This window comes from Streptomyces sp. NPDC005761 (genome assembly GCF_040630635.1).
GTDB lineage: Bacteria > Actinomycetota > Actinomycetes > Streptomycetales > Streptomycetaceae > Streptomyces.
In genome coordinates this window covers 205,374-229,238 of sequence record NZ_JBEXXX010000005.1, presented here as the reverse complement: position 1 = coordinate 229,238, position 23,865 = coordinate 205,374, and the positions used below count along the sequence as shown (strand labels likewise).

The window sequence follows — 23,865 nt, the reverse complement described above, 5'->3', positions numbered from 1 at the left end:
CGGCGGCCGGGGTCATCCGACGGCGCCGGCGTCCTCGCGCGGGCCCGCCGCAGCGGCTTTGGGGGCCCGGCCGGCCGGAAGCACGGCGGGACGGTAGTCCGGCCCGCCGGCCGCCGTGCGCCGACGCGCCACGAAGGCGGTCGCGATGAGCGCGAGTGCGACGGTCCCGGCGAGCGCGGGCCAGTACACGTAACGGTAGTTGGACTCGGGCGCCGTGGGCAGGTAGGCGAGGATGTACAGGAGGGAGCTGGCCCCGAGGAGCCGCAACTCGCGGGCGTAGGGGCCGGCCGGCCGGCGGCGCAGCACGAGCACCAGTGAGACGGCCAGCCAGAACCAGCCCTGGAAGAGCATCGGCAGGTCGCGGGCGAACCCGGTCACATAGTTCTGCAGGGCGAATCGCAAGGTGTCGTTCAGCGGCTGCCTGCGCACCTCCGGGTGCAGGCGGGCGCCGGCGTTGACGTGGGTGCCGTTCCAGAACGTCTGATTGCTCTGGAAGAGCAGCTTGGTGAAGACCCGGGCCCGGTATTCGGCATAGCCCTTCCAGTGCTTCGGCATCTGCTGCGTCCACATCCGCACGACGACGTCGGCCCGCCGGTCCAGATACGTCACGTCGAACGGGCGGCTCTGCGGGAAGCACTGCAGGTATCCGTCGGAAGTGATGTGCCGCTCCTGACAGGTGACGGCGGCGGCGACGAGCCGGTCTCGCAGGTCCGGGCTCGCACCGGCCTGCTCGGCGGCGCTGCGCACCTGGTCCGGGGTGAGCACGTGGACGAGGTCGTCCACCGGGATCACCGCGTACACCCGGGTGGCCAGCGGGTGGGTCGCCGCGGACACCCCGGCGCTGCCGGCGAGCACGACCGCGGCGAAGACACCGGCGGCGGCCAGCCAGCGACGCCGGCCGGGGGCGGGCCATGCCGCGAGGACCAGCAGGGCGAAGACCGGGATCGTGGCGGGGATCCCGTTCTTGCGCACGAGGGCGGCGTACGTGAGGAACAGCAGCCCCAGCACCAGCAGGGCCCAGCGGGTCCTGACCCGGTCCCGGGGCAACTCGCGCACGGTGAGCGCGATCGCGAAGACCGCGAGCAGCGCGTAGGCCAGGTGCACGTCCTTCCACACCACCCCCGTGAAGTTCATGATGTGCGGCGCCCACCCGACGGCCAGCACCGCGAGGGAGAGCCCACGGCTGCCCGTCCTCCTCCACACCAGCCGGGCGAGCACCCACAACGTCCCCCACAGCAACGCGACCTGCACCGCGGCCATGACCGAGAAGTCGCCCGTGATCCCGATGAGGATCCGCCACGCGAGCGCCATCACCGGGGGGTGCCAGTCGTTCACCGGCTCGTCCCCCAGGGCCTGCCACAGCTGGGTGTTGCTGTCGGCGCTGAGGTAGCCGGGGTGGAAGACGGTGGCCACGCCGTAGCCGCAGGCGGCCGCGACAGCCGCCAGGCACCACGGCCACAGCGTGCCGTCGCGCCAGGCTCCGCGCAGCGCGATGGTCCACCGGCGATCAGTTCCGGACATGTGGGCGGGGCCCTCCCAGCCGATGATGACGGGTCACGTCGTCGCTCAACTGCGAACCGGGAGCCAACAGTCAACGGACGGCACGGCGGGAATCTATAGCTACCGGACTCCCAGGACAAACCGGAATGATTAGACACCCGCACGCGACTCCGGCACGCCGTGCGCGCCGCGGCGTTCTTGATCCGGCCCCCTCCGGCCGACAGGAAGAACGCCCGTACAACGCTGCACCGGTCTCGGTAGTCTTCGTCTTCAACCCCGATAACCTGTACGTCATCTGGAGTCCCCCCATGCCTCGTTTCAGTGTTGTCGTCCCGGTGTTCAAGGTGCAGGGATACCTCAACGAGTGTCTGGACTCCGTCCTCGGGCAGTCGTTCCGGGACATCGAGGTGATCGCCGTCGACGACTGCTCACCGGACTCCTGCGGCGAGATCATCGACGGCTACGCCGCCCGCGACGCGCGCGTCCAGGCCGTGCACCTGCCCCAGAACGTGGGGCTGGGCCGGGCGCGCAACGCCGGACTCCAGCGCGCGACGGGCGACTACGTCCTGTTTCTCGACAGTGACGACAGCTACACCCCCGGTCTGCTCCAGGCGCTGGCCGACCGGCTCGACCTGGTCGGGGACCTGGACATCCTCGTCTTCGACCACATCCGCACCTACTGGCACGGCAAGGGCGGCCCCAGCCAGACCGCGGACCTGTTCGAACGCGCGGGCACGGACGTCTTCCGCCTCCAGGACCGGCCCGAGTACATCCACCTCTTCCTGGTGGCCTGGAACAAGGCGTTCCGGCGCGCGTTCTTCCTGGAGCAGGGCTTCCAGTACGCACCCGGCCTGTACGAGGACGCTCCCGTCACCCAGATGGCGATGGTCACGGCCGAGCGCATCGGCTGTCTGAACAGGGTCGGCATCGAATACCGCCAGCGCCGCCACGGCGCGATCACGAAGACGCCGGGCCGCAAGCACTTCGACATCTTCGAACAGTACGAGGGCTTGTTCGCCTTCCTCGACGCACGCGCCGAACTCGACTGGTCCAAAGCCCTGTTGTTCGAGCGCGCCGTGCACCACATGCTGTTCTCACTCAAACGCTCCGAGCGGGTCAGGCCCTCCGACCGCAAGGACTACTTCGGGCGCACCGCCGACTTCTACGCCGCGCACCTCCCGGCCGGTTTCACGCCGCCCGGCGGATCGCTCGGGGTACACATGCGGCTCCTGGCCAAAAGGTCCTTCCGCGCCTACCAGGCGGCCGAATTCGCCGTTCGGGTCAAGAGGGCCGGACCGAGGAAGGTCCTCGGGGCCACGAGCAAGGTGGGCAAGCACGCGGCCACGAGCCTGTCCAGCTTGCAGCGCCGGCGCTCCCTGGATCCGCATCTCGCCGTGTACACCTCGTACGGGGACCTGCTGCCGTCCTGCAATCCGGCCGCCGTGTTCGAGAAGGCGAAGGAGTTGGCACCGCACGTGCGCGGCGTCTGGGTGGTGCGTCAGGAACTCGCCGACCAGGTGCCCGCCGGCATCGATCGCGTCGTCCCCGGTTCGCGCCGCTACGCGGAGGTGACGGCCCGCGCCACGTACTTCGTGAGCAACGCCGGGTTCCCGGACGACATCGCCAAGCGCCCGGGCCAGATCCATCTGCAGACGCACCACGGCACCCCGCTCAAGCGGATGGGCATGGACCAGCAGGCGTATCCCGCCGCCGCCCAGGGCATGGACTTCGAGCGCCTGCTGGACCATGTGAACCGCTGGGATCTCAGCATCTCCTCCAACCAGCACTCCACGGAGCAGTGGGAACGCGTCTACCCCGGCACCTTCGAGTCGCTCGACGCGGGCTACCCACGCAATGACCGCTTCTACGCCGCAGGAGCGGAGGACGTCGCCGCCCTCCGCGACCGGCTCGGCATCGCCCCGGGCCGGACCGCCCTGCTGTACGCCCCGACGCACCGCGACTACCGCAAGGACTGGACGCCCACCTTCGACCTGGCTCGCGTGGCCGAGGCCCTCGGCGACGACTTCGTCCTGCTGGTCCGCACCCACCACCTCGACCGCCGCGACCCGCAGCTGCGCGACCTCGCCGAACAGGGCGGCGTCATCGATGTGTCCGGTCACCCGTCCGTCGAGGACCTCTGCCTGGCAGCGGACGCACTCATCTCGGACTATTCGTCCCTCACCTTCGACTACGCCAACCTCGACCGCCCCATCGTCATCGACGCCGCCGACTGGAAGATCTACACGGCGGTCCGCGGCGTCACGTTCGACCTGGTGTCCGGCCGGCCGGGCGACACCCCCGGTACCGTCGTGACCACGGAGGACGAGCTCATCGACGCCTTCCGCAGCGGCCGCTGGTGCGGCCCGGAGGCCACCGCGCTGAGGGCCGCCTTCCGTGAGCGCTTCTGCCCGTACGACGACGGGAACGCCGCCGAGCGCGTCGTGCGCCGCGTCTTCCTCGGCGAGGAGCAAGGTCCGGCCATCGTCCCGCCGGCCCAGCGGACCCCGGCGCCGAAGCCGTCCCCGTGCTGATCCGGCCACGCAGCAGGAGGTGCTCCCGGTGACCACGCAACATCGCGACGACCTCACCGTCCTCAACGCATCGGAACTGGCGGCCGATCCGCGGCTGGAGGCCGGGTTCCCGGAGTCGGCCCACCGGATCCTGGCGGACCTCGTCGCCGCGGGGGCGGCGCTCGGCTGGGTCGAACCGCCCTCGCGGGACGAGGTGGCGGCTCTCCTCGACGACGTCCTCTCCGCGGTGGGAGCCGGGGACGCGTCGCTGCGTGCGGCCTACGTCGGCGGCGAGCTCTGCGGGTTCGGGTACTGGCGCCGGTACGCCCGGCCGACCCATCGGCCGCACGCGGACCTGGAGAAGGTCGCGGTGGATGCCGCCACCCACGGCAGGGGGGCCGGCCGGGCGCTGACCGCCGCCCTGATCGCCGACGCCCGGGAGCGGGGCATCGAGGTCCTCACCCTGGACGCCCGCGGCGACAACGCCCCTGCCCTGCAGCTGTACCGGTCGCTGGGCTTCACGGAGTACGGACGGCTGCCCGACTTCGTCGCGGTGGGAGTGGCCCGTTTCGACAAGGTCTTCTGCATGCTGGATCTCCGACGGCGTGGCTGACCGGGCGAGGCTCCCCGGAAGGGGTGAGAGGCGGCGCCGTGACCGGCGGGCCTCTCCCCGCAAGGGGTGAGAGGCGGCGCCGTGACCGGCGGGCCGGATCAGTCCTTGCGTCCCGTCACGGCAATGGTCACACCGAGGCCGATCATCGTGACCCCGCCGACTCCTCCGACCAGGGAGAGCCGCTGGGGCGAGCGGGCGAACCAGTCCCGGCCGGTTGCCGCGAGCAGTCCCCACAGGCTGTCCGAGGCCAGTGCGATGACGTTGAAGACCAGCCCGAGCAGCAGCATCTGCAGCATGACGTGTCCCTGGGCGCGGTCGACGAACTGCGGCAGTACAGCAGCGAAGAACACCATGGTCTTGGGGTTGGCCACACCGACGGCGAACCCCTCCCAGGCCGTGCGCAGACCGCCGTGCTCGGTCCGTTCACCGGTGAAGGCGGCCTGGAGCGAGCCGCGTTGCCGCCACGCCCTGACCCCCAGGTACATCAGGTACGCGGCACCGGCCAGCTTCAGCACCGTGAAGACCGGAACGGAACGCTCCACGACCGACCCCACCCCGAGGGCCACGGCCACGACGAGCAGGCAGGCGCCCACCGTGTTGCCCACGACGGTGGTCAGCGCCGCGCGTCGGCCCTGGGCCAGCGCCCGCCCGATGACGAACAGCACACTGGGCCCCGGGATCACGATCAACAGGAACGACATAGCCGCGAAGGCGAGCAAGCGATCGGCAGACACCATGCGGCTCATGTAAGCACCGGCCGGGTTCCTCCCTCATCCCCTTTTTCGTGCCCGGGCCGGCGCGGCGAGCGGAGGGGCGCGACCGCGGGCGGGACGGCCGGGACGCTTCGCGATCGAACCCGGCGGGAGAGGACTGAGGCCCCTCAGAGCCTTGCGACTACCGCTCGTGGCATCGACGCGCAAGGTGGACGGTGATGTCGGCGACGATCTCGACCGTCCTGGGCAGCACCTGCCTGATCCGGCCGAATACCTGCTCCCGCTCCGGGGGCGGCAGGACGAGGTAGGCCGAGACGGTCGAGAGGTGGCCGGCGTAGTCGGCGTCACTCATCGTCAGACGCCGCCGGATCACGGACTGTCGGACATCGGTGAACCACTCGGACCGCCCGAGCTCCGTCCCCGGCCACTGCATCTCGTCCTCCGGGGGCGTCCCGTCCGGGGACGGGACCTCGTCGGTCTCCAGGAACCGTGCCCGCGCCGCACGAACCGCCTCGTCGACAGCCGGGTCGGCCAGCCGGACCGACCCGCCGAAGCAGGCGAACACTCCGCCCGGCTCCAGCAACGCGGCCATCCGGGACCACCGGCCCTCCGGGTCCGTCCAGTGCAGCGCCGCCGCGGCATAGACCAGTCCGTACGTCTCGCCGGGCCGCACGTCCTCGAACGCGGCCCGCAGCGTCCTGACCCCCGGCGGCACGTGCTTGCGCAACTCGGCGCGCATGGCGGCGTCGGGCTCGGTCGCGGTGACCACGACTCCCCGCCGGGCGAACAGCCGGGTCGCCTTGCCCGTCCCGGCACCGATCTCCAGGGCGGTCCGGGGCCGCGAGCCCATGTACGCCGTCACCCTGTCGAAGAGCTCGACGGGATATCCCGGCCTGAACCGTTCGTACGCTTCCGCCATCGTTCCGAAGCTCTGTGCGCGACCAGCCATGGGGCACATTCTGGCACCGGGGGCGGTCCGGCCACCGGGTCCGGAGCCGACCATGCCGAAGCCCCTCCGAACCCGCCCGGTAGAGTGGGCGCGTCGTCATCATGCCCGTTCAGGGGGAAGCCGGTGCGAATCCGGCGCTGACGCTTCCCCTCTCTCTCGACTTCACTCGAGCCGGGGAGGCCCCATCCCGTGACCGCCCGTCCGGGCGGGAGTCGGAATGCCCTGTCCGTGTCGTGACCGGCTCGTGCCGCCGGGTCCCCGGTGGCCGGCACCGTCGAGGTACACGGAGCCGGAGCCTGGTGCCTGTGTGTGCCTGCGCCCGGTTCCCCCAGGAGAGGCCCCGCCCGCCATGACCGTACGCCGCAGCGCAGCTGCGCTCGCCGCCACCGCCACCGTGCTCTGTGCGGCCGCAGCCCCGGCCGCAGTCGCCGCGCCGTCCCCCTCCCCCTCGCCGTCCGTGGCACTGCCCTCGGGGCTGTACGGCACGAAGGACCCGACGTACGACGGAGTGTGGCGGCAGTCGCTGGCCTTCGTCTCGCAGCGGGCCGTGGGCGTCTCCCCCGCCGTAAAGGCCGTCGACTGGCTGATCGGCCAGCAGTGCGACAGCGGCGCGTTCCCCGCGTACCGGCCGGACGCCTCCGTGCCCTGCGACGCCAAGACCATGATCGACACCAATGCGACGGCCGCCGCCGTGCAGGCACTGCACGAGGTGCGCGGGCACGAGGAAATCGTGCACAACGGGGTCGCCTGGCTGAAGTCCGTACAGAACAAGGACGGCGGCTGGGGCTACACCGCGGGCAGTCCGAGTGACGCGAACTCCACCTCGATCGTGATCGGCGCCCTCGCCCGGGCCGGGGAGAAGCTCGGGGACGTGACGAACGACGGCGGCAAGACCCCGTACGACGCCCTGCTCACCTTCGCGATCCCCTGCGGCGGCAAGGGCGGCGGCGCGTTCGCGTACCAGCCCGACAAGGCCGGCAAGCTCGCCGCCAACGGCGATGCCACCGCGGCCGCCGTGCTCGGCTCGCTCGGCAAGGGACTCGTCGTCGGCAACAACGCCGCGGTGAAGGACCCGACCTGCACCGAGGGTGACGCCCTCAAGCCCGAGCAGGCCGCGCAGAACGGTGCCTACTACCTGGCCGGGGCCCTCGCCGGGACCGGTCATCTCGACTCGCCGCCGATGCCCGGTGCCGAGGACACCACCCCGCAGCCCGACTTCGGCAACACCGCCGACGCGGTCGTCGCCCTGTCCGCGTCCGGTCACAAGGACAAGGCCGCCGCCTCCGTGAAGTGGCTGGCGGAGAACTCCGCGGACTGGGCGAAGGAGAACGGCCCCGCCGCCTACGCACAGCTCGTCATGGCCGCCCACTCCACCGGCGCCGACGTCCACGACTTCGGCGGCGCCGACCTCGTCGCCCAGCTGAACGCCACGGGCCCCGCGCCCGCCGCCGTCAAGAAGCCGACGGCGAGCGCCACCGAGGAGGAGAAGAAGGACAGCGGTGACGGGGACGGCATCGGCGGTGTCTGGTGGTTCGTCGGAATCGGACTGGCCGTCGGCGCCGGCGCCGGGTTCCTGATCAGCGGCCGCCGCAAGAACCAGCAGCTGTGAGGGCCCGCCGGAGCGCGTCCGCCCGCCGGCCCCTGAGGCGCGCCGGTCGGGCCACCGCGCTGCTGGTCGTCCTGGGCGCCGTTCTGGCCGTGCTCGGTACGGGCACGGCCCAGGCGGCGGGTTACCGCTACTGGTCGTTCTGGGAGGGCTCCGGCAGCGGGTGGGCGTATGCCACCCAGGGGCCGTCGCTGGTCCGCCCGGACGACGGCTCGGTGCAGGGCTTCCGGTTCGCCGTGAGTGCGGACTCGCAGGACGCGGCCAAGCCGCGCCGCTCCCCCGATTTCGCGACGATCTGCGCGGACACACCCGCCGAGGGCGGCACCAAGCGGGTCGCCCTCGTCATCGATCCCGGTACCGCCGACGACGCCCCGGACGGCCGGACGCCGCCCGCGCTGCGTACGGCGTGCGCGCAGGTCCCCGAGGACGCGAGCAGTGCCGAGGCCCTCGCCAAGGTGGCGAAGCCGCTGCGTTACGGGAGTGACGCGCTGCTCTGCGCGATCTCCGGCTATCCGGCCTCCGGCTGCGGTGAGCAGGTGGACACGGGTGGCAGCAGGACCGCCACGGCCGATGCCTCCGTGCCCACGTCGGCGGGTGTCGCCGCAGGTGACGACGGTTCGGACGGTGGCGGGCCGTCCGCCGGGGTCCTCGTCGGGATCGGAGCCGTCCTGCTCCTCGGTATCGCCGCAGTCGCGCAGGCCCGCCGCCGCCGCGGATGACCAGTACAACGACCGGCCGTACGGACGCCCCGGTGGACCGGATCCGTGCCTGGCGCGCCCCCGCCGCCACCCGGAGCAACGCGCTGCCCGCCGGTGCCTGGTGGCTGTGGGCGCTCGGGCTCGCCACCGCCGCGTCCCGGACCACCAACCCGCTGCTGCTCGGCCTGCTGGTCGGCGTGGCGGGGTACGTCGTGGCCGCGCGCCGCACGGATGCGCCGTGGGCCAGGTCCTACGGGGCGTTCATCAGGATCGGGCTGTTCGTCATCGGTGTGAGGCTGCTCTTCGCCGCCTTCCTCGGTTCCCCGATTCCCGGAACGCATGTCGTGTTCACGCTGCCCGAGGTGCCGCTGCCCGACTGGGCGAAGGGGGTCCGGATCGGAGGCCGGGTCACCGCCGAGCAGCTGCTCTTCGCGCTGTACGACGGGGCGAAGCTGGCCGCGCTGCTGATCTGTGTCGGCGCGGCCAACTCCCTCGCCAACCCTGCCCGGCTGCTGAAGTCACTGCCCGGTGCGCTGTACGAGGCCGGGGTGGCCGTCGTCGTCGCGATGACGTTCGCGCCGAACATGGTCGCCGATGTGATGCGCCTGCGCACGGCCCGGCGGTTGCGCGGACGCCCGACCGGCGGGGTGCGGGCCGTCCTGCAGATCGGGCTGCCGGTGCTGGAGGGCGCGCTGGAGCGGTCGGTCGCGGTGGCGGCCTCGATGGACGCGCGGGGCTACGGCCGCACCGCGCAGGTCCCGGCCGCCGTCCGGCACACCACGAACGTCCTCACGCTCGGCGGACTCCTGGGCGTCTGCGCCGGTACGTACGGGCTGCTCGCCGCCCAGGGCGCGGTGTACGGGCTGCCGCTGCTGGTCATCGGGCTCGTCGCGGCGATGGCCGGGCTGCGGCTCGGCGGGGCGCGTTCGGTACGGACCCGCTACCGGCCCGACCGGTGGGGCGCGCGCGCCTGGCTGGTCGCGGCATCCGGCGCGGCGGTCGCGGTGGCGATGATCTGGGCGGGCGGTGCGGATCCTGCGGCACTGCACCCCGGTGTCGTACCGCTGACCGCACCCGTGCTGCCGCTGTGGCCGGCGGCCGCGGTGCTGATCGGGCTGCTTCCGGCGGTGGTCGCGCCCGTCCCGCCCTCCCCCACAGGCTTCGAGGAGCAGGTGTGATCCGGTTCGACGACGTTTCGGTGCAGTACGAGGGGGTGGACCGCGCCACCCTGTCGGGCGTCGACCTGACCGTTCCCGAGGGTGAGCTGGTGCTCCTCGTCGGGCCGTCCGGGGTCGGCAAGTCGACCTTGCTGGGTGCCGTGTCGGGGCTCGTGCCGCACTTCACCGGCGGCCGGCTGACCGGGCGCGTCACCGTCGACGGGCGCGACACCCGCACCCACAAGCCCCGTGAGCTCGCCGATCTGGTCGGCACCGTGGGCCAGGACCCGCTCTCCCACTTCGTGACGGACACGGTCGAGGACGAGCTGGCCTACGGCATGGAGTCGCTGGGCCTGGCTCCGGACGTGATGCGGCGGCGGGTCGAGGAGACCCTCGACCTGCTGGGCCTCGCCGGGCTGCGCGACCGGCCGATCGCCACCCTGTCCGGGGGCCAGCAGCAACGGGTCGCGATCGGTTCGGTCCTGACCCCGCACCCCCGGGTCCTGGTGCTGGACGAGCCGACGTCCGCGCTGGACCCGGCGGCGGCCGAAGAGGTCCTCGCGGTGCTGCAGCGCCTCGTCCACGACCTGGGGACGACCGTCCTGATGGCGGAGCACCGGCTGGAGCGCGTGGTGCAGTACGCGGACCAGGTCGTCCTGCTGCCGTCGCCGGGCGCCGCCCCGGTGATGGGCGCGCCCGCCGATGTGATGGCCCTCTCCGCGGTGCATCCGCCGGTGGTGGCGCTGGGCCGGCTGGCCGGCTGGGAGCCGCTGCCCCTGTCGGTCCGCGATGCCCGGCGGCGGGCGTCCGGGATGCGGGAGCGGCTGGCGGGCGTGGCGCCCGGGCCGGTCGGCGACGGCGAGAACCGCGGGTTCCCACCGCCGCCGCCCTCCCGCCCGTCGCCACGGCGGTCCGCCCTGGCCCGGCTGCTCGCCCGCGGACCGCAGGAGACCGCCGCCGACCCCGTCACCGACGCCACCACCCGCGTGGAACGGCTCGCGGTGCGGCGCGGACGCGTCGAGGCGCTGCGCCGGGTCACGCTCACCGTCGCCCCCGGCGAGACCGTCGCCCTGATGGGACGCAACGGCGCGGGCAAGTCCACCCTGCTCTCGGCCCTCGTCGGCATGGTCGAGCCGACCTCCGGCAGCGTGCTCGTCGGCGGCCGCACCCCGCACCGGACGGCGCCGCGCGAGATGGTGCGCCGCGTCGGGCTCGTACCGCAGGAGCCGCGCGATCTGCTGTACGCGGACACCGTCGCGGCCGAGTGCGCGGCGGCCGACGCCGATGCGGGCGCCGCGCCGGGCAGCTGCCGGGCGCTGGTCTCCGAGCTGCTGCCCGGAGTCGCGGACGCCACCCATCCCCGTGATCTCTCCGAGGGCCAGCGGCTCGCCCTGGCGCTCGCGCTCGTGCTGACCGCCCGGCCCCCGCTGCTGCTCCTGGACGAGCCGACCCGCGGTCTGGACTACGCGGCGAAGGCCCGGCTCGTCGGGGTGCTGCGCACGCTGGCGGCCGAGGGCCATGCGATCGTGCTGGCCACCCATGATGTGGAGCTGGCCGCCGAGCTGGCCCACCGGGTGGTGATCCTCGCCGACGGGGAGGTCGTCGCGGACGGGCCGACCCCGCAGGTCGTGGTGTCCTCGCCCGCGTTCGCCCCGCAGATCGCGAAGGTCCTCGCACCGCAGGAGTGGCTCACCGTGTCACAGGTGCGAGAAGCGCTGGGAGGTACCGAGTGAGGGGAACGAGGGAGCGGAGGGCGCGGCCGGTGCGGCTCGGTCCACGGGCCGTGATCGCGCTGGTGCTGATCAGCGCGATCGGGGTGGCCGCCTTCGGCTGGCCGCTGCTGGCCGGGCCGGACTCCGGGCTCGCGCACTCGAAGGACGCGCCGTGGCTGTTCGCCGCGCTGCTTCCGCTGCTGGTCGGGGTGGTGGTCGCGATGATCGCGGACTCCGGGCTCGACGCGAAGGCGGTCGCGATGCTGGGGGTACTGGCCGCGGTCGGGGCCGCGCTGCGCCCGCTGGGGGCGGGTACGGCCGGTCTGGAGCCGATGTTCTTCCTGATGGTGCTGAGCGGGCGGGTGCTCGGACCGGGCTTCGGTTTCGTGCTGGGCTCGGTGACGATGTTCGCCTCCGCGTTGCTGACCGGCGGGGTGGGCCCGTGGATGCCGTTCCAGATGCTGTCGATGGGCTGGTTCGCGATGGGCGCCGGGCTGCTGCCGGGTCCGGACCGGCTGCGCGGGCGCGCCGAGCTGCTGATGCTCGCCCTGTACGGGGCGGTGGCCTCGTTCGCGTACGGGACGGTCATGAATCTCTACGGGTGGACGATCGTGCCGGGCCTCGGCTCGGGCATCTCCTTCCGGCCCGGTGACGCGCTCGGCGACAACCTGGTGCGGTTCCTCGCGTACTGCACGGCCACCTCGCTCGGCTGGGACCTGGGCCGGGCCGTGCTCACCGTCGTGCTGACGCTGACCGTCGGAACCGCGCTGCTGAAGGCGCTGCGCCGGGCCACGCGCCGCGCCGCCTTCGAGGCCCAGGTCACATTCGGGGCTCCCGGCGAGTGAGGGCACCCACAGGACCTTGGTCCTGTACGAAGCGGCGTAGGAGCCGCGGCGAGACCTCGCCGGACCCCGTTTCACCCCCTCCGACCTGCTACGAAGTGGTTTGAGGCGGTTCGGGACCTTCGGCCCTGGGTGCGAGGCGGGGTCGTACCAGGGGTCGTTGCGGTGGCTGAACGGCGCGGCTAACACTTGAGACGTCGCCGAGCACCGCAGGGTCCACCGGATCGGACAGCGGTCAACGCGCAACGGTCCACGCAGGATTCGGACCGGAGCACGCGACTCCCCCGTACCCGACGTTAGGTTCCCTGTGTCGTTCGCCCGTAACATCCTCGCCCGTCGCAAGTCCGCCGTCGCCGGTGCAGCCGTGCTGCTGGGTGCCTCCGGCGTGGCCCTGGGCGTCTCCCCGGCCATGGCGGCCACCTCCGCCGCGCCGACGTCCGCTGCCGCGAGTGCTCAGGACACGGCGAAGCAGATGATCGGTGACGACGCGCAGTTCCAGTGCTTCAGCAACATCGTCAGCCACGAGAGCGGCTGGAACCCGAGCGCGACCAACGCCTCCTCCGGTGCCTACGGCCTGGTCCAGGCGCTGCCCGGCTCGAAGATGGCCTCCGCCGGCTCCGACTGGCAGACCAACCCCACCACCCAGATCAAGTGGGGCATGGACTACATGAACTCCCGCTACGGCAGCCCCTGTGGCGCCTGGTCGTTCTGGCAGGCCAACAGCTGGTACTGAGTCCACCCGGACCGAAGCCAGTGACGCCGAGGGCCCTCCACCGCGTGTGTGCGGTGGGGGGCCCTCGGCGTTTCCCTCAGCCGCGCGCGGCCAGCCCGTCGAACCAGCGCACGATCTGCGGACCGGATCTGAGGTAGGTCCCGTTGTGGTCGGCCGCGCCCTGGTCGACCACCGTCGCACTCGCACCGTGCCGGGCCAGATCGGCCGCACAGTTGCGGGCGTTGGCCATGGGAACGTCGGTGTCGCCCGCCGCGGAGTAGAGGCGCACCGGCACGTCCGGCTTCCAGGCACAGGTGCCGTCCTGTGCGCGGACCGCGGCCAGCAGGGCGCCGGTCGGGTGCTGGACCTTCTCGTAGTACGCGTCGGTGAGCAGCTCCTTCAGCGTGGCGGGCAGGACCGAGAAGATCTCCTCCTCGGAGTGGTTCGTGTCGAAGAGCTCCTCGACGACGTCCGCGTACGGCTGCCGGAACGCCTCGGAGGGGTCCTTGTAGAGCGGGTGGATCCGGTTCTGCGCGGTGAGGAAGTACGTCATGTAGAAGATGCTGCTGGTGTCGTTGACCCGGCCGTCGAACAGTCCGGGTATCTCGGCGTGCTCGATGTCGTACGGACCGGATGCGGGAGCCAGCGCCCGCAGGGTGAAGCGCCGGTCGGCCCCGTTCTCCAGTGCCTTGCCCAGCGCCATGGCGACCTGGCCGCCCTGCGAGAAGCCGCTCGCGTACACGTCGCCGGTCAGCGGGCGGCCCAGCCGCTGTGCGGCGGTCCGGGAGGCACGGAGCATGTCGAGCGAGGCGCTGACGGACGACGCGGTGTCCATGTACGGGTGGAAGCCGGGCCCCTTGCCCAGACCCAGGTAGTCCGGGGCGGCGACGGCCCGCCCGGCCGAGGCGTGCAGGTACGGGGCATAGCGGCCGAAGTCCTCGCCGACGGAGGGCGCGTAGTCCCGGTGCACCATCGTGCCGTGGGTGTCGGAGACCAGGTCCAGCCGGTGGGCGCCGCCCACCGGGAGCACGAAGAGGCCGGTGGCGATGGTGGGCGCGCCCTGCGGCGTGACGGTGCGGTAGGTGAGGCGGTAGGCCCGGACGCCGTGCCGGACGGTGGCCGTGTCCATGCCCCCCGCGGCGAGGAAGTCCATGACCCCGGACCGGTCCACGGTGGCGACGGGCGTGACCGCGACGAGGGTGCCGCGGCCTGCGGCCTTCCCGGTCTGCTGATGCACGGAGGCCGGGGGCGCGGGGTCCCGCCGGGCGTCCGCCGCGGCCGGCACCGTGCTCAGCGCGGCGAGGACCACCACGGTGGCGGCCGCCGGAAGGCGTCGTGTACGGGTCGTCCGGCGGGAGTTGCTCGCGTTGGTCTGCATGATGAGGACGCTATGCGGGGGCGTGGGGCTCCACCATCGGCGTGAGCCCCCGGCCGGAGGTGCACTTGAGAGCACTCCCGGTCCGGGGGCCACCCCTCCCGGGCGTGACCGGCCGCTGCGCCATCCGGTGGCCTGTCCGAAAGATGTTGGGGGTCCGTTGTCGCGCCTGCGTCCCCCCATTAACGTGCGCCCCGCAGAATCCAGTTCACATCTGACGCACCATCCGTGGCTACGACCAAGGAGTGCTCGTGACGCAGCTGTCGAGACGTACGCTACTGACCTCGGCCGGAGCGGTGGGCGTGTCCGCCGCCCTCGCCACGCAGATCCCGGCGGTGGCCGGCCCGGCCCGGACGGCGGCGGGAACCACGGCCGCCCGCGCGGCGCTGGGGCGGCTGCTGGGCGGTCACGCCGACCAGTTCCGGCTCACCCTCCTCGATCCGGCGGACGGCGGCGAGCGCTTCCGGGTCGGCGGTTCGCGCGGACACATCGAGGTCGCCGGGACCAGCCCGGCGGTGATCCTGACCGGTGTGCACTGGTACCTGAAGTACGAGTGCGACGCGGTGATCTCCTGGGCCGGCAGCCAGCTGGACCTGCCTGCCGTGCTGCCCGCACCCCGGCAGCCGCTGGAGCGCGGGGCGACGGTCCCGCACCGGTTCGCCTTCAACGACACGTACGACGGGTACACCGCCCCGTACGCCGACTGGGCCCGCTGGGAGCGCACGCTCGACGTGCTGGCGCTGCACGGGTGCAACGAGATCTTCCTGACCGTGGGGCAGGAGGCCGTGTACCACCGGATGCTGCAGGAGTTCGGCTACAGCGACGCGGAGGCCAGGGCCTGGATCCCGGCGCCGACCCACCAGCCGTGGTGGCTGCTGCAGAACATGAGCGGGTACGGGGGCCCGGTCAGCCCGGAGCTCGTCGCCCGGCGGGCCGGACTCGGCCGCCGGGCCGCGGACCGGATGCGCGAGCTCGGGATGTCCCCGGTCCTGCCCGGATACTTCGGTACGGTCCCGGGCGAATTCGCCGACCGCAACCCCGGCGCCTTCGTCGTCCCGCAGGGCCTCTGGTCCGGATTCCGGCGCCCGGACTGGCTGGACCCCCGCACCGACACCTTCGCCCGGGTCGCCGAGTCCTTCTACCGGCACCAGCGGGTGCTGTTCGGTGACGTGCCCTCGTACAAGATGGACATCCTCCACGAGGGCGGCAGTGCGGGCGGGGTGGACATCCCCGAGGCGGCGCGCGGCATCGAGCGCGCACTGCAGACCGCCCGCCCCGGCGCCACCTGGGTGATCATGGGCTGGACCGGCAATCCTCGCCCCGAGCTGCTGGCCGCACTGGACAAGACGCACGTCCTGATCGTGGACGGCCGCTCCGAGCTGGACGAGTCCACGGACCGCGAGAAGGAGTGGGTCAACACCCCTTACGCCTTCGGCGCGATCCCGAACTTCGGCGGCCGGACCACGCTGGGCGCGATGGCTCCGTCCTGGACGCAGAAGTTTCCGGCCTGGCGCGACAAGGCCGGCAGCGCCCTGACCGGCACCGCCTACCTGCCGGAGTCCACGGACCGCGATCCGGCCGCCTTCGAGCTGTTCACCGAGCTGGCCTGGCGCGAGGAGACCGTCGACCGGGCGGCCTGGTTCGCGCGGTACGCGCAGTTCCGCTACGGCGGCCGGGACCGGCAGGCCACGGCCGCCTTCGCCGCGCTGCGCGACACCGCGTACGACGTGCAGAGCATCGACGGCCGCCCGCACGACTCCCTGTTCGCGGCCCGTCCCGACCTCGCGGCGGTCAACGCCACGTACTGGGGCACCACCCAGCTGTCCTTCGACTCGGCGGGCTTCGACCTCGCCTTCGCCGGCCTGCTCGGGATGCGGGAGCCGCTGCGCCGGTCGGAGGCGTACCGCTTCGACCTGACCGACTTCGCCCGCCAGGCACTCGCCAACCGCTCCCGGCAGTTGCTCCCGCAGCTGCGCGCCGCCTACGACCGCAAGGACCGGAGTACGTTCGACACGTTGTCGGCACTGTGGCTGAAACTGATGCGCCTGAGCGAGGAAATGACGGGCGGGCACCGGGCGTTCATGCTCGGCCCCTGGCTGGACGAGGCGCGGCGGTACGCCTCCTCACCCGCCGAGGCCGCCCAGCTGGAACACAGTGCCCGTGCGCTCATCACCACCTGGGCGGACCGCCCGGCCGCCGACCCGGGCAAGCTGGCCAACTACGCCAACCGTGACTGGCAGGGGCTGACCGGCGACTTCCATCTGCCGCAGTGGCAGAGCTATCTGGACGAGATGGCGGACGCGCTCGCCCACGACCGGGCCCCGGCGGCCTTCGACTGGTACGCCGTCGAGGAGCCGTGGACGCACGAGCGCAAGGCGTACCCGCTGCGGGAGCTGAGCGCGGCCGCCGTGCACCGGACCGCGCGCCGGGTGTACGAGACGCTCTCCACCGCCCCCTACCAGGGCACGGTCACCGTCGGGGCCGACCGGACCACCGTGCCGCCGGGCGGCTCGACGGTCGTCGAGGCCGGATTCCGCAACGTCAACGGGCTGCGGGCGACCGGGCCCGTCCGCTTCTCCCTCGGTCTTCCCGGCCTGGAGAGCGAGGCGCAGGGACCGGTCGACCTGGCCGGTGTGGAGGCGGGCGGCAGCGCCCGGGCGAGCTGGCGGGTCACCGCTCCGCCGGCCGCTCCGCAGGAGCCGCTGGAGCCGCATCCGTTCGAGCTGCGGACGGAGTACGGGCCCCGCGGGGAGCGGCCGGTCACGGCGGTGGTGCAGGGGCGCATCTACGTGGCGGGGCCGCTCGACGCGGGCTGGCTGACGCACAACGCGAACGACGCGTCGTTCGGCCAGGTCGCCGGGCGCTTCGCCATCGACGGGGCGGGGCGCGATCTGTGGGGCTCGACGGCCGAGTTCGGCACGGTGTACCGGGCGGCGGCCTTCGGGGACGGCGGGTGCGCCACCGTACGCGTGGACTCCCAGGACAACACCGGCAACTGGGCGCGAGCGGGAATCGTCGTCCGCAACGCGATGGCTACGACCGGCTCCAGGGGTTTCCTGAACCTGGCCCTGACCCCGACCAACGGGGTCGTGCTCTCGTACGACGCCAACGGTGACGGCACCCTGGAGAAGCGGGATTCGGTGCCGGGCTTCACCGGGCCGGTGCTGCTGCGGCTGACGCGGGCCGGAGCCGCGTACACGGGCTCCTGCTCGACGGACGGCGGAACCACCTGGCGGGCCCTGGGCGCGGTGACGGTGCCGGGTGCCGCGGCCGTCCAGGACGTCGGGTTCTTCATGACGGCGGCGAACGGCGGGTCCGGACGGCGCGGCCGGGCCGACTTCAGCGGCTGGTCGCTGACGGGCTGACCCGGTGGTGGGGGCTGCCGTCGCAGCCCCCACCCCACGGACGGGCCTCTACAGCCGCTGGATGATCGTGCCGGTCGCCAGCGCGCCCCCCGCACACATGGTGATCAGGGCGAACTCCTTGTCGCTGCGCTCAAGTTCGTGCAGGGCCGTGGTGATCAGCCGGGCCCCGGTGGCACCCACGGGGTGACCGAGGGCGATCGCCCCGCCGTTGACGTTGACCTTCGACAGGTCCTGGTCGAAGACCTGCGCCCAGCTCAGCACCACGGACGCGAAGGCCTCGTTGATCTCGACGATGTCGATGTCCTTGAGTGACATCCCGGCCTTGCCGAGCACCGCGCGGGTCGCGTCCACGGGGCCGTCGAGGTGGAAGTGCGGGTCGGAGCCGACCAGTGCCTGGGCGACGATCCGGGCCCGCGGCTTGAGCTTGAGGGCCCGCGCCATCCGCTTGGACGCCCACATGATCGCGCAGGCGCCGTCCGATATCTGCGAGGAGTTGCCCGCGGTGTGGATGGCGGTGGGCATCACGGGTTTGAGCCGGGCGAGGCCCTCCATGGTGGTGTCGCGCAGCCCCTCGTCGTGGTCGACGAGCCGCCACATGCCCTGACCGGCGGCCTGTTCGGCCTCGGTGGTGGGCACCTGGACCGCGTACGTCTCCCGTTTGTAGCGCTCCTCGGACCAGGCGACGGCCGCCCGCTCCTGCGAGAGGAGGCCGAGCGAGTCGACGTTCTCCCGGGTGAGTCCGCGCTTGCGGGCGATGCGCTCGGCGGCCTCGAACTGGTTGGGCAGGTCGACGTTCCACTCGTCGGGCCACGGCTTGCCCGGACCGTGCTTGGAGCCGCTGCCCAGCGGTACGCGCGACATCGCCTCGACCCCGCAGCTGATGCCGACGTCGATCACTCCGGCCGCGACCATGTTCGCGACCATGTGGGAGGCCTGCTGCGAGGAGCCGCACTGGCAGTCCACGGTCGTCGCGGCGGTCTCGTACGGAAGTCCCACGGTGAGCCAGGCGTTGCGCGCGGGGTTCATGGACTGTTCGCCGGCGTGGGTGACGGTGCCGCCGACGATCTGTTCGACGCAGTCGGCGTGGATGCCGGTCCGGCCGAGAAGTTCACGGTAGGTCTCACCCAGCAGATAGGCCGGGTGGAGATTGGCGAGCGCGCCTCCGCGCTTGCCGATGGGGGTGCGTACGGCTTCGACGATGACGGGTTCCGCGGCCATGAGCTCGTCCTCTCCTCGCACTTCCGCAGAGGCGTCCCGGCGCCCACGGAAGGAACTAGTACGCGTTCTAGTTCTGCAAGCAGTCTTATGAGGCTTACCCCCGGTACGCAAGGGTCGTGCACGCACCTTGCCCAGCCTTCACGACCGGCACCCATCGCAAACCGGCCCGGTTCACCGATGCTTCACGCAACAGATCCGGCCATGCCCCTTGTCAGTTGTAGAACTCGTTACTACCTTGCGGGCAACTTCTGATGGGTCGTCAGGCAATGCTCCGACGGCTCTCGGACCGACCTGGAGTCCTTGACCTGGAGCTGCCGATGCCCTGCCCCCATCTGCCCGAAGGGTTCGACTTCACCGATCCCGACCTGCTCCACGCCCGGGTCCCGCACCCGGAGTTCGCTCTCATGCGGGAGACGGCGCCGGTCTGGTGGTGCACCCAGCCCACCGGCATCTCCGGCTTCGACGACGCGGGTTACTGGGTCGTCACCCGCCACGCGGACGTCAAGTACGTCTCGACGCATCCCGAACTGTTCTCGTCGAACACCAACACCGCGGTGATCCGCTTCAACGAGTCGATCAGCCGGGACCAGATCGACGTCCAGAAGCTGATCATGCTGAACATGGACCCGCCCGAGCACACCCGGGTCCGCCAGATCGTCCAGCGTGGCTTCACCCCCCGGGCCATCCGGTCCCTGGAGGAGACCCTGCGCAACCGGGCGCGCTCCATCGTCGAGACGGCACTGGCCGGGGCGGACGACGACGGCTCGTTCGACTTCGTGACCAACATCGCCGTGGAGCTGCCGCTCCAGGCGATCGCCGAGCTCATCGGCGTACCGCAGGAGGACCGGGCCCGGATCTTCGACTGGTCGAACAAGATGGCCGCGTACGACGATCCGGAGTACGCGATCACCGAGGAGATCGGCGCCGAGGCGGCCATGGAGATCGTCTCCTACTCGATGAACCTCGCGGCGGCGCGCAAGGAGTGCCCGGCCAAGGACATCGTCTCGCAGCTGGTCGCCGCCGAGGGCGAGGGCAACCTCTCGTCCGACGAGTTCGGCTTCTTCGTGATCCTGCTCGCCGTGGCCGGAAACGAGACCACGCGCAACGCCATCAGCCACGGCATGCACGCCTTCTTGACCCACCCCGAGCAGTGGGAGCTCTACAAGCGCGAGCGGCCGGAGACCACCGCCGAGGAGATCGTCCGCTGGGCGACGCCCGTGGTCTCCTTCCAGCGGACCGCCACCCAGGACCTCGAACTGGGCGGGCAGCAGATCAGGAAGGGCGACCGGGTCGGCCTCTTCTACTCCTCGGCCAACAACGACCCCGAGGTCTTCGAGAACCCGGAGCGCTTCGACATCTCCCGCGACCCGAACCCGCACCTCGGCTTCGGTGGCGGCGGTCCGCACTTCTGCCTGGGCAAGTCCCTGGCCGTGATGGAGATCAACCTGATCTTCAACGCGATCGCGGACGTACTGCCGGACCTGCGGATGACCGGCGACCCGCGACGGCTGCGGTCGGCATGGCTCAACGGCATCAAGCAACTCCAGGTGAGCACCGCCAAAGCCTGAGCACGGCGTCCCCGTACCCCCGTCCGCATGTCGGACAGGGGTACGGGGATCATGACTGCCATGCATGCGCTGCTCTCCGGTTTCGCCCCCATCTGGATCCTGACCGGCATCGGCTACGCGGCCGGCCGCGGCGGACTCCTCGGGGAGCAGGCGGAGTCGGTGCTCGGCCGCTTCGTCTTCCATGTGGCCATGCCCGCCGCGCTGTTCACCATGGTGTCCGGGTCACGGCCGGCCGCCTTCGCCCATCCGTCGATGGTGGCGTTCGCCGCGGGCACGGCGTCGGTGTCGGCACTGGGATACGCGGTGGGCCGGCGCTTCTTCGGCCGCAAGAGGGCCGAGGCGGCGGTCAGCGGCATGGCGTCCGGCTACGTCAACTCCGCCAATCTCGGCATCCCGGTGGCGGTGCACGTGCTCGGCGACGCGTCGTTCGTCGCCCAGGTCATCCTGTTCCAGGTGCTGCTGGTCTCGCCCGTGATCCTGACCCTCCTGGACTCCGGCACCCAGGGCGGTGGGTCCGCCGCCGGCGGGCTGCGCCGGATGCTCACCATGCCCGTGCGCAACCCCGTCATCATGGCCTCGCTTGTCGGGGTCGCCGTCTCGGCGGCCGGGTGGCGCCTGCCGACGGCCGTCACCCACTCGTGCGACGTGCTCGGGGCAGCGGCCGTGCCGACGGCTCTGATCACGCTGGGCCTGTCGCTGTACGGCGGGCCGGGGCGCCGGATCGCGGACGACGGAACGGGCCGGGTCACGGAACGTAGGGAGGTCGGTGTCGCGGTCGCGCTCAAGACTCTGGTCCAGCCCCTGATCGCCTTCCTCGTCGCCGGTCCGCTCCTGCACCTGCCGGACCACCAGGTGTTGGCCGTGGTGCTCTGCTCCGCGCTGCCGACGGCCCAGAACGCGTACCTCTACGCCCGTGAGTACGGCCTGGACACCGGCCTCGCCCGCAACAGCGTGGTGGCCTCCACGGTGGTGTCGATGGTCACGCTGTCCCTGGCCGCCTGGGCGCTGGGGCCGTCCCGCTGAGCTGTTGGAGTGGCGGGGCCCGCCCGACGGGCGGATGCTTGGGGGGCGACGATCCACAGGCCGAAGGGGTGCCGGGCGCATCTGCGCGTCCGGCACCCCTTCGGCCTCGCCCGTGGTCAGGCTCTCTCGGTGACGCGTCCGACGGGTTTCGACGACGCCGAGTCGCCCGTTCCGTCCTTCGCCGCCCCGTCACCCGGTTCCCGCAGCCTGCGCGGGCCGCAGAGCGCGTACGTGAGGCCGAAGCCGAGAGCCACCACCGCTGCCCCGCCCACCGCGTCGAGCACCCAGTGGTTGCCGGTCGCGACGATCGTCGAGACCGTGAACAGCGGGTGGAGCACCCCCAGCGCCTTCATCCAGATCTTCGGGGCGAGCATCACGATCACCACACCGCACCACAGGGACCAGCCGAAGTGCAGGGAGGGCATCGCCGCGTACTGGTTGGTCACCCCGGTCAGCGTTCCGTAGTCGGGCTTCGCGAAGTCCTGGACCCCGTGGACCGTGTCGATGAAGCCGAGCCCCGGCATCAGCCGCGGCGGGGCCAGCGGGTAGAGCCAGAAACCGACCAGCGCGAGCAGCGTGGCGAAGCCGATGGAGCTGCGGACCCAGCGGTAGTCCGCGGGGCGGCGTACGTACAGCACCCCGAGGATGGTCAGCGGCACGATGAAGTGGAACGTCGAGTAGTAGTAGTCGAAGAAGTCCCGCAGCCAGCCGACCTCGACGACCGAGTGGTTGACCCAGTGCTCGATGTCGATGTGCAGCCACTGTTCGATCGAGTGAATCTGCCGGCCGTGGTGCTCAGCGGTGGCACGGCCGGCCGTCGCGGCGAGCCTGACCTGCTGGTACGCGGAGTAGACGACCCTGATAAGCAGGAGTTCCAGCAGCAGGTTCGGCCGGCTGAGCACCCGTCGCCAGAACGGCAGCAGCGGCACCCGGCTCCAGCGGGCGGCGACCGGGGCCGCGTGAGCGGTGGGGACCGGCTGCTGCCAGTACGGAGAGGTGCGCGGCAGGAACGGGGCGGCGCAGGCGGCCGCGAGCGCGGCGATCAGCAGCACGTTGTCGCGGACCGGGAACACCGCCTCGATGTTCGGCAGCAGCATCTTGCCCGGCAGCGTGACGACCAGGACCACGACGGCCGGCCACACCAGCCGGTCGGAGGCCCGCTTACCGATCCGGCCGACCACGGCGAGCAGCACCCACAGCAGCTGGTGCTGCCAGGCGGTGGGCGCCACGGCGACACAGACGCAGCCGGTCACGGCCACGGCCAGCAGCAGCTGGCCGTCGCGCGCGTACCGTGCGGCGCGGCGCAGTCCGAGGAAGCAGACGGCCGCGGCGAGGACCACGAAGAGGGCGATCTCCAACGGGCCCTCCAGGCCCAGGCGGAGCAGTGCGCCGTGCAGCGACTGGTTGGCGAGGCTGTCGGCCTGGTCGCCGAGCCCGGCGCCCGCGACGTGGTGCACCCAGTACGTCCACGAGTCGTGCGGCATCGCGGCCCAGGCCAGCGCCGTGCAGACGGCGAAGGCCGCCCCGCCCGTCAGCGCGGCTCCGCGTCTTCCGGTCAGCCAGAGGAGTACGGCGAAGAGCAGCACGGTCGGCTGGAGAGCGGCCGCGATCCCGATCAGTACGCCGGAGGCCCGTTCGCCGCGGACCACGAAGCAGCCGACGAGCACCAGGAGGACCGGCAGGATGCTGGTCTGGCCCAGGTGGAGGGCGTTGCGCACCGGCAACGAGAGCATCAGCAGGCTGATGGCCACGGGGGCGGCGAGCAGGGCCGTGCGGCGGCTGACGGGGGCGGGCAGGGCGCGCGCGGCGATGATGCCGAGGGCGGCGACGAGCAGCAGCGACCCGAAGGTCCAGGCGACGCCGAGGCTCTGTTCGGCCGTGCGGGTCAGTGGCTTGAGCACCAGGCCGGCGAAGGGGGTGCCGGTGAACCGGTCGGTGTCGTACAGCGAACCCGTCACATGGAGCACACCGTTCTCACCGATCCACGTCTCCAGGTCGGTGAGGCGTTCGCCGGGCGGCTGCCGCAGCACCACCGCCATCTGTCGCACGGCCAATACGGCCACAACCAGCCAGAGCACGGCACGGGCAGCCCCGGTCCTCGCTCCCGTCGCCGCGTCTGTGCGCACACTGTGCTCCGCGTTCGCCACGTTGCGCCGACCCTCCCAACGTTTGGTGCCGATTCTCTGCCCGGCATGCTGTGAAACCTTCGCATTGCCCTATGAGGTAGACACAATCACCCCCTCTTCACCTGACTGTCATCCCGCTTTTGTCCGAAAGAATGCCCGGCCGGGCCTTGCGGACGGG

17 protein-coding genes are annotated in these 23,865 nt (G+C 71.9%); 11 read left to right on the top strand and 6 right to left on the bottom strand.

Annotated elements, in window-relative coordinates; translation table 11 throughout:
* Positions 1-12 precede the first annotated feature (12 nt).
* Positions 13-1,521: a hypothetical protein gene (locus tag ABZ434_RS07590; RefSeq protein WP_359132850.1), complete on the bottom strand. Its 1,509-nt coding sequence runs from the start codon at positions 1,519-1,521 to the stop codon at positions 13-15.
* A 287-nt stretch (positions 1,522-1,808) separates the two neighbouring features.
* Between ABZ434_RS07590 and ABZ434_RS07585 the strand changes: the two genes are divergently transcribed.
* On the top strand, positions 1,809-4,031 hold the full coding sequence (locus ABZ434_RS07585) for a bifunctional glycosyltransferase family 2 protein/CDP-glycerol:glycerophosphate glycerophosphotransferase (protein ID WP_359132849.1): 2,223 nt from the start codon (positions 1,809-1,811) through the stop codon (positions 4,029-4,031).
* 28 nt (positions 4,032-4,059) lie between these two features.
* Positions 4,060-4,623 carry an N-acetyltransferase gene (locus ABZ434_RS07580; RefSeq protein WP_359132848.1) on the top strand — a complete coding sequence of 188 codons (564 nt, stop codon included), beginning with the start codon at positions 4,060-4,062 and terminating at the stop codon, positions 4,621-4,623.
* 98 nt (positions 4,624-4,721) lie between these two features.
* Here ABZ434_RS07580 and ABZ434_RS07575 read toward each other — a convergent pair whose 3' ends face one another.
* Both ABZ434_RS07575 and ABZ434_RS07570 read right to left on the bottom strand, forming a co-directional pair.
* The gene (locus tag ABZ434_RS07575) at positions 4,722-5,360 is read right to left on the bottom strand and encodes a LysE family translocator (RefSeq protein ID WP_359132847.1); all 639 of its coding nucleotides are present in this window, start codon (positions 5,358-5,360) and stop codon (positions 4,722-4,724) included.
* Positions 5,361-5,517: 157 nt separating this feature from the next.
* A complete protein-coding gene (locus ABZ434_RS07570; protein ID WP_359132845.1) occupies positions 5,518-6,285 on the bottom strand; it encodes a class I SAM-dependent methyltransferase in 768 nt (255 codons plus the stop codon).
* 349 nt (positions 6,286-6,634) lie between these two features.
* On the opposite strand from ABZ434_RS07570, the gene ABZ434_RS07565 reads away from it, so the two are divergent.
* The 6 genes from ABZ434_RS07565 to ABZ434_RS07540 all read left to right on the top strand — a co-directional run bounded on the left by ABZ434_RS07565 (position 6,635) and on the right by ABZ434_RS07540 (position 13,033).
* Complete coding sequence (locus ABZ434_RS07565; protein ID WP_359132844.1) at positions 6,635-7,894, top strand: prenyltransferase/squalene oxidase repeat-containing protein; 1,260 nt, start codon at positions 6,635-6,637, stop codon at positions 7,892-7,894.
* Between the two features lie 32 nt (positions 7,895-7,926).
* On the top strand, positions 7,927-8,610 hold the full coding sequence (locus ABZ434_RS07560; protein ID WP_359132911.1) for an SCO2322 family protein: 684 nt from the start codon (positions 7,927-7,929) through the stop codon (positions 8,608-8,610).
* Positions 8,607-9,767 (top strand): energy-coupling factor transporter transmembrane protein EcfT, encoded by a 1,161-nt coding sequence (locus ABZ434_RS07555; protein WP_359132843.1) that lies wholly within the window; start codon positions 8,607-8,609, stop codon positions 9,765-9,767. The genes ABZ434_RS07560 and ABZ434_RS07555 overlap by 4 nt, the downstream gene beginning before the upstream one ends.
* Complete coding sequence (locus ABZ434_RS07550) at positions 9,764-11,479, top strand: ATP-binding cassette domain-containing protein (protein ID WP_359132842.1); 1,716 nt, start codon at positions 9,764-9,766, stop codon at positions 11,477-11,479. The genes ABZ434_RS07555 and ABZ434_RS07550 overlap by 4 nt, the downstream gene beginning before the upstream one ends.
* Positions 11,476-12,303, top strand: coding sequence for an ECF transporter S component (locus tag ABZ434_RS07545; protein WP_359132841.1), 828 nt, complete (start codon positions 11,476-11,478; stop codon positions 12,301-12,303). The genes ABZ434_RS07550 and ABZ434_RS07545 overlap by 4 nt, the downstream gene beginning before the upstream one ends.
* Before the next feature lie 304 nt (positions 12,304-12,607).
* Positions 12,608-13,033, top strand: coding sequence for a transglycosylase SLT domain-containing protein (locus ABZ434_RS07540; RefSeq protein WP_326735951.1), 426 nt, complete (start codon positions 12,608-12,610; stop codon positions 13,031-13,033).
* Between the two features lie 76 nt (positions 13,034-13,109).
* On the opposite strand, the gene ABZ434_RS07535 is transcribed toward ABZ434_RS07540, so the two are convergent.
* Complete coding sequence (locus ABZ434_RS07535; protein ID WP_359132840.1) at positions 13,110-14,390, bottom strand: alpha/beta hydrolase; 1,281 nt, start codon at positions 14,388-14,390, stop codon at positions 13,110-13,112.
* A gap of 248 nt (positions 14,391-14,638) precedes the next feature.
* Here ABZ434_RS07535 and ABZ434_RS07530 point away from each other — a divergent pair, with 248 nt between their 5' ends.
* Positions 14,639-17,752: an alpha-N-acetylglucosaminidase gene (locus ABZ434_RS07530; protein WP_359132838.1), complete on the top strand. Its 3,114-nt coding sequence runs from the start codon at positions 14,639-14,641 to the stop codon at positions 17,750-17,752.
* A 48-nt stretch (positions 17,753-17,800) separates the two neighbouring features.
* Here ABZ434_RS07530 and ABZ434_RS07525 read toward each other — a convergent pair whose 3' ends face one another.
* On the bottom strand, positions 17,801-18,970 hold the full coding sequence (locus tag ABZ434_RS07525) for a steroid 3-ketoacyl-CoA thiolase (RefSeq protein WP_359132837.1): 1,170 nt from the start codon (positions 18,968-18,970) through the stop codon (positions 17,801-17,803).
* 317 nt (positions 18,971-19,287) lie between these two features.
* On the opposite strand from ABZ434_RS07525, the gene ABZ434_RS07520 reads away from it, so the two are divergent.
* Both ABZ434_RS07520 and ABZ434_RS07515 read left to right on the top strand, forming a co-directional pair.
* The gene (locus ABZ434_RS07520) at positions 19,288-20,538 is read left to right on the top strand and encodes a cytochrome P450 (RefSeq protein ID WP_359132836.1); all 1,251 of its coding nucleotides are present in this window, start codon (positions 19,288-19,290) and stop codon (positions 20,536-20,538) included.
* 51 nt (positions 20,539-20,589) lie between these two features.
* Entirely contained in the window at positions 20,590-21,561 is a 972-nt protein-coding gene (locus ABZ434_RS07515) for an AEC family transporter (RefSeq protein WP_359132835.1), read from the top strand.
* Between the two features lie 116 nt (positions 21,562-21,677).
* On the opposite strand, the gene ABZ434_RS07510 is transcribed toward ABZ434_RS07515, so the two are convergent.
* A complete protein-coding gene (locus ABZ434_RS07510; RefSeq protein ID WP_359132833.1) occupies positions 21,678-23,687 on the bottom strand; it encodes a bifunctional glycosyltransferase 87/phosphatase PAP2 family protein in 2,010 nt (669 codons plus the stop codon).
* Between the last annotated feature and the right edge of the window lie 178 nt (positions 23,688-23,865).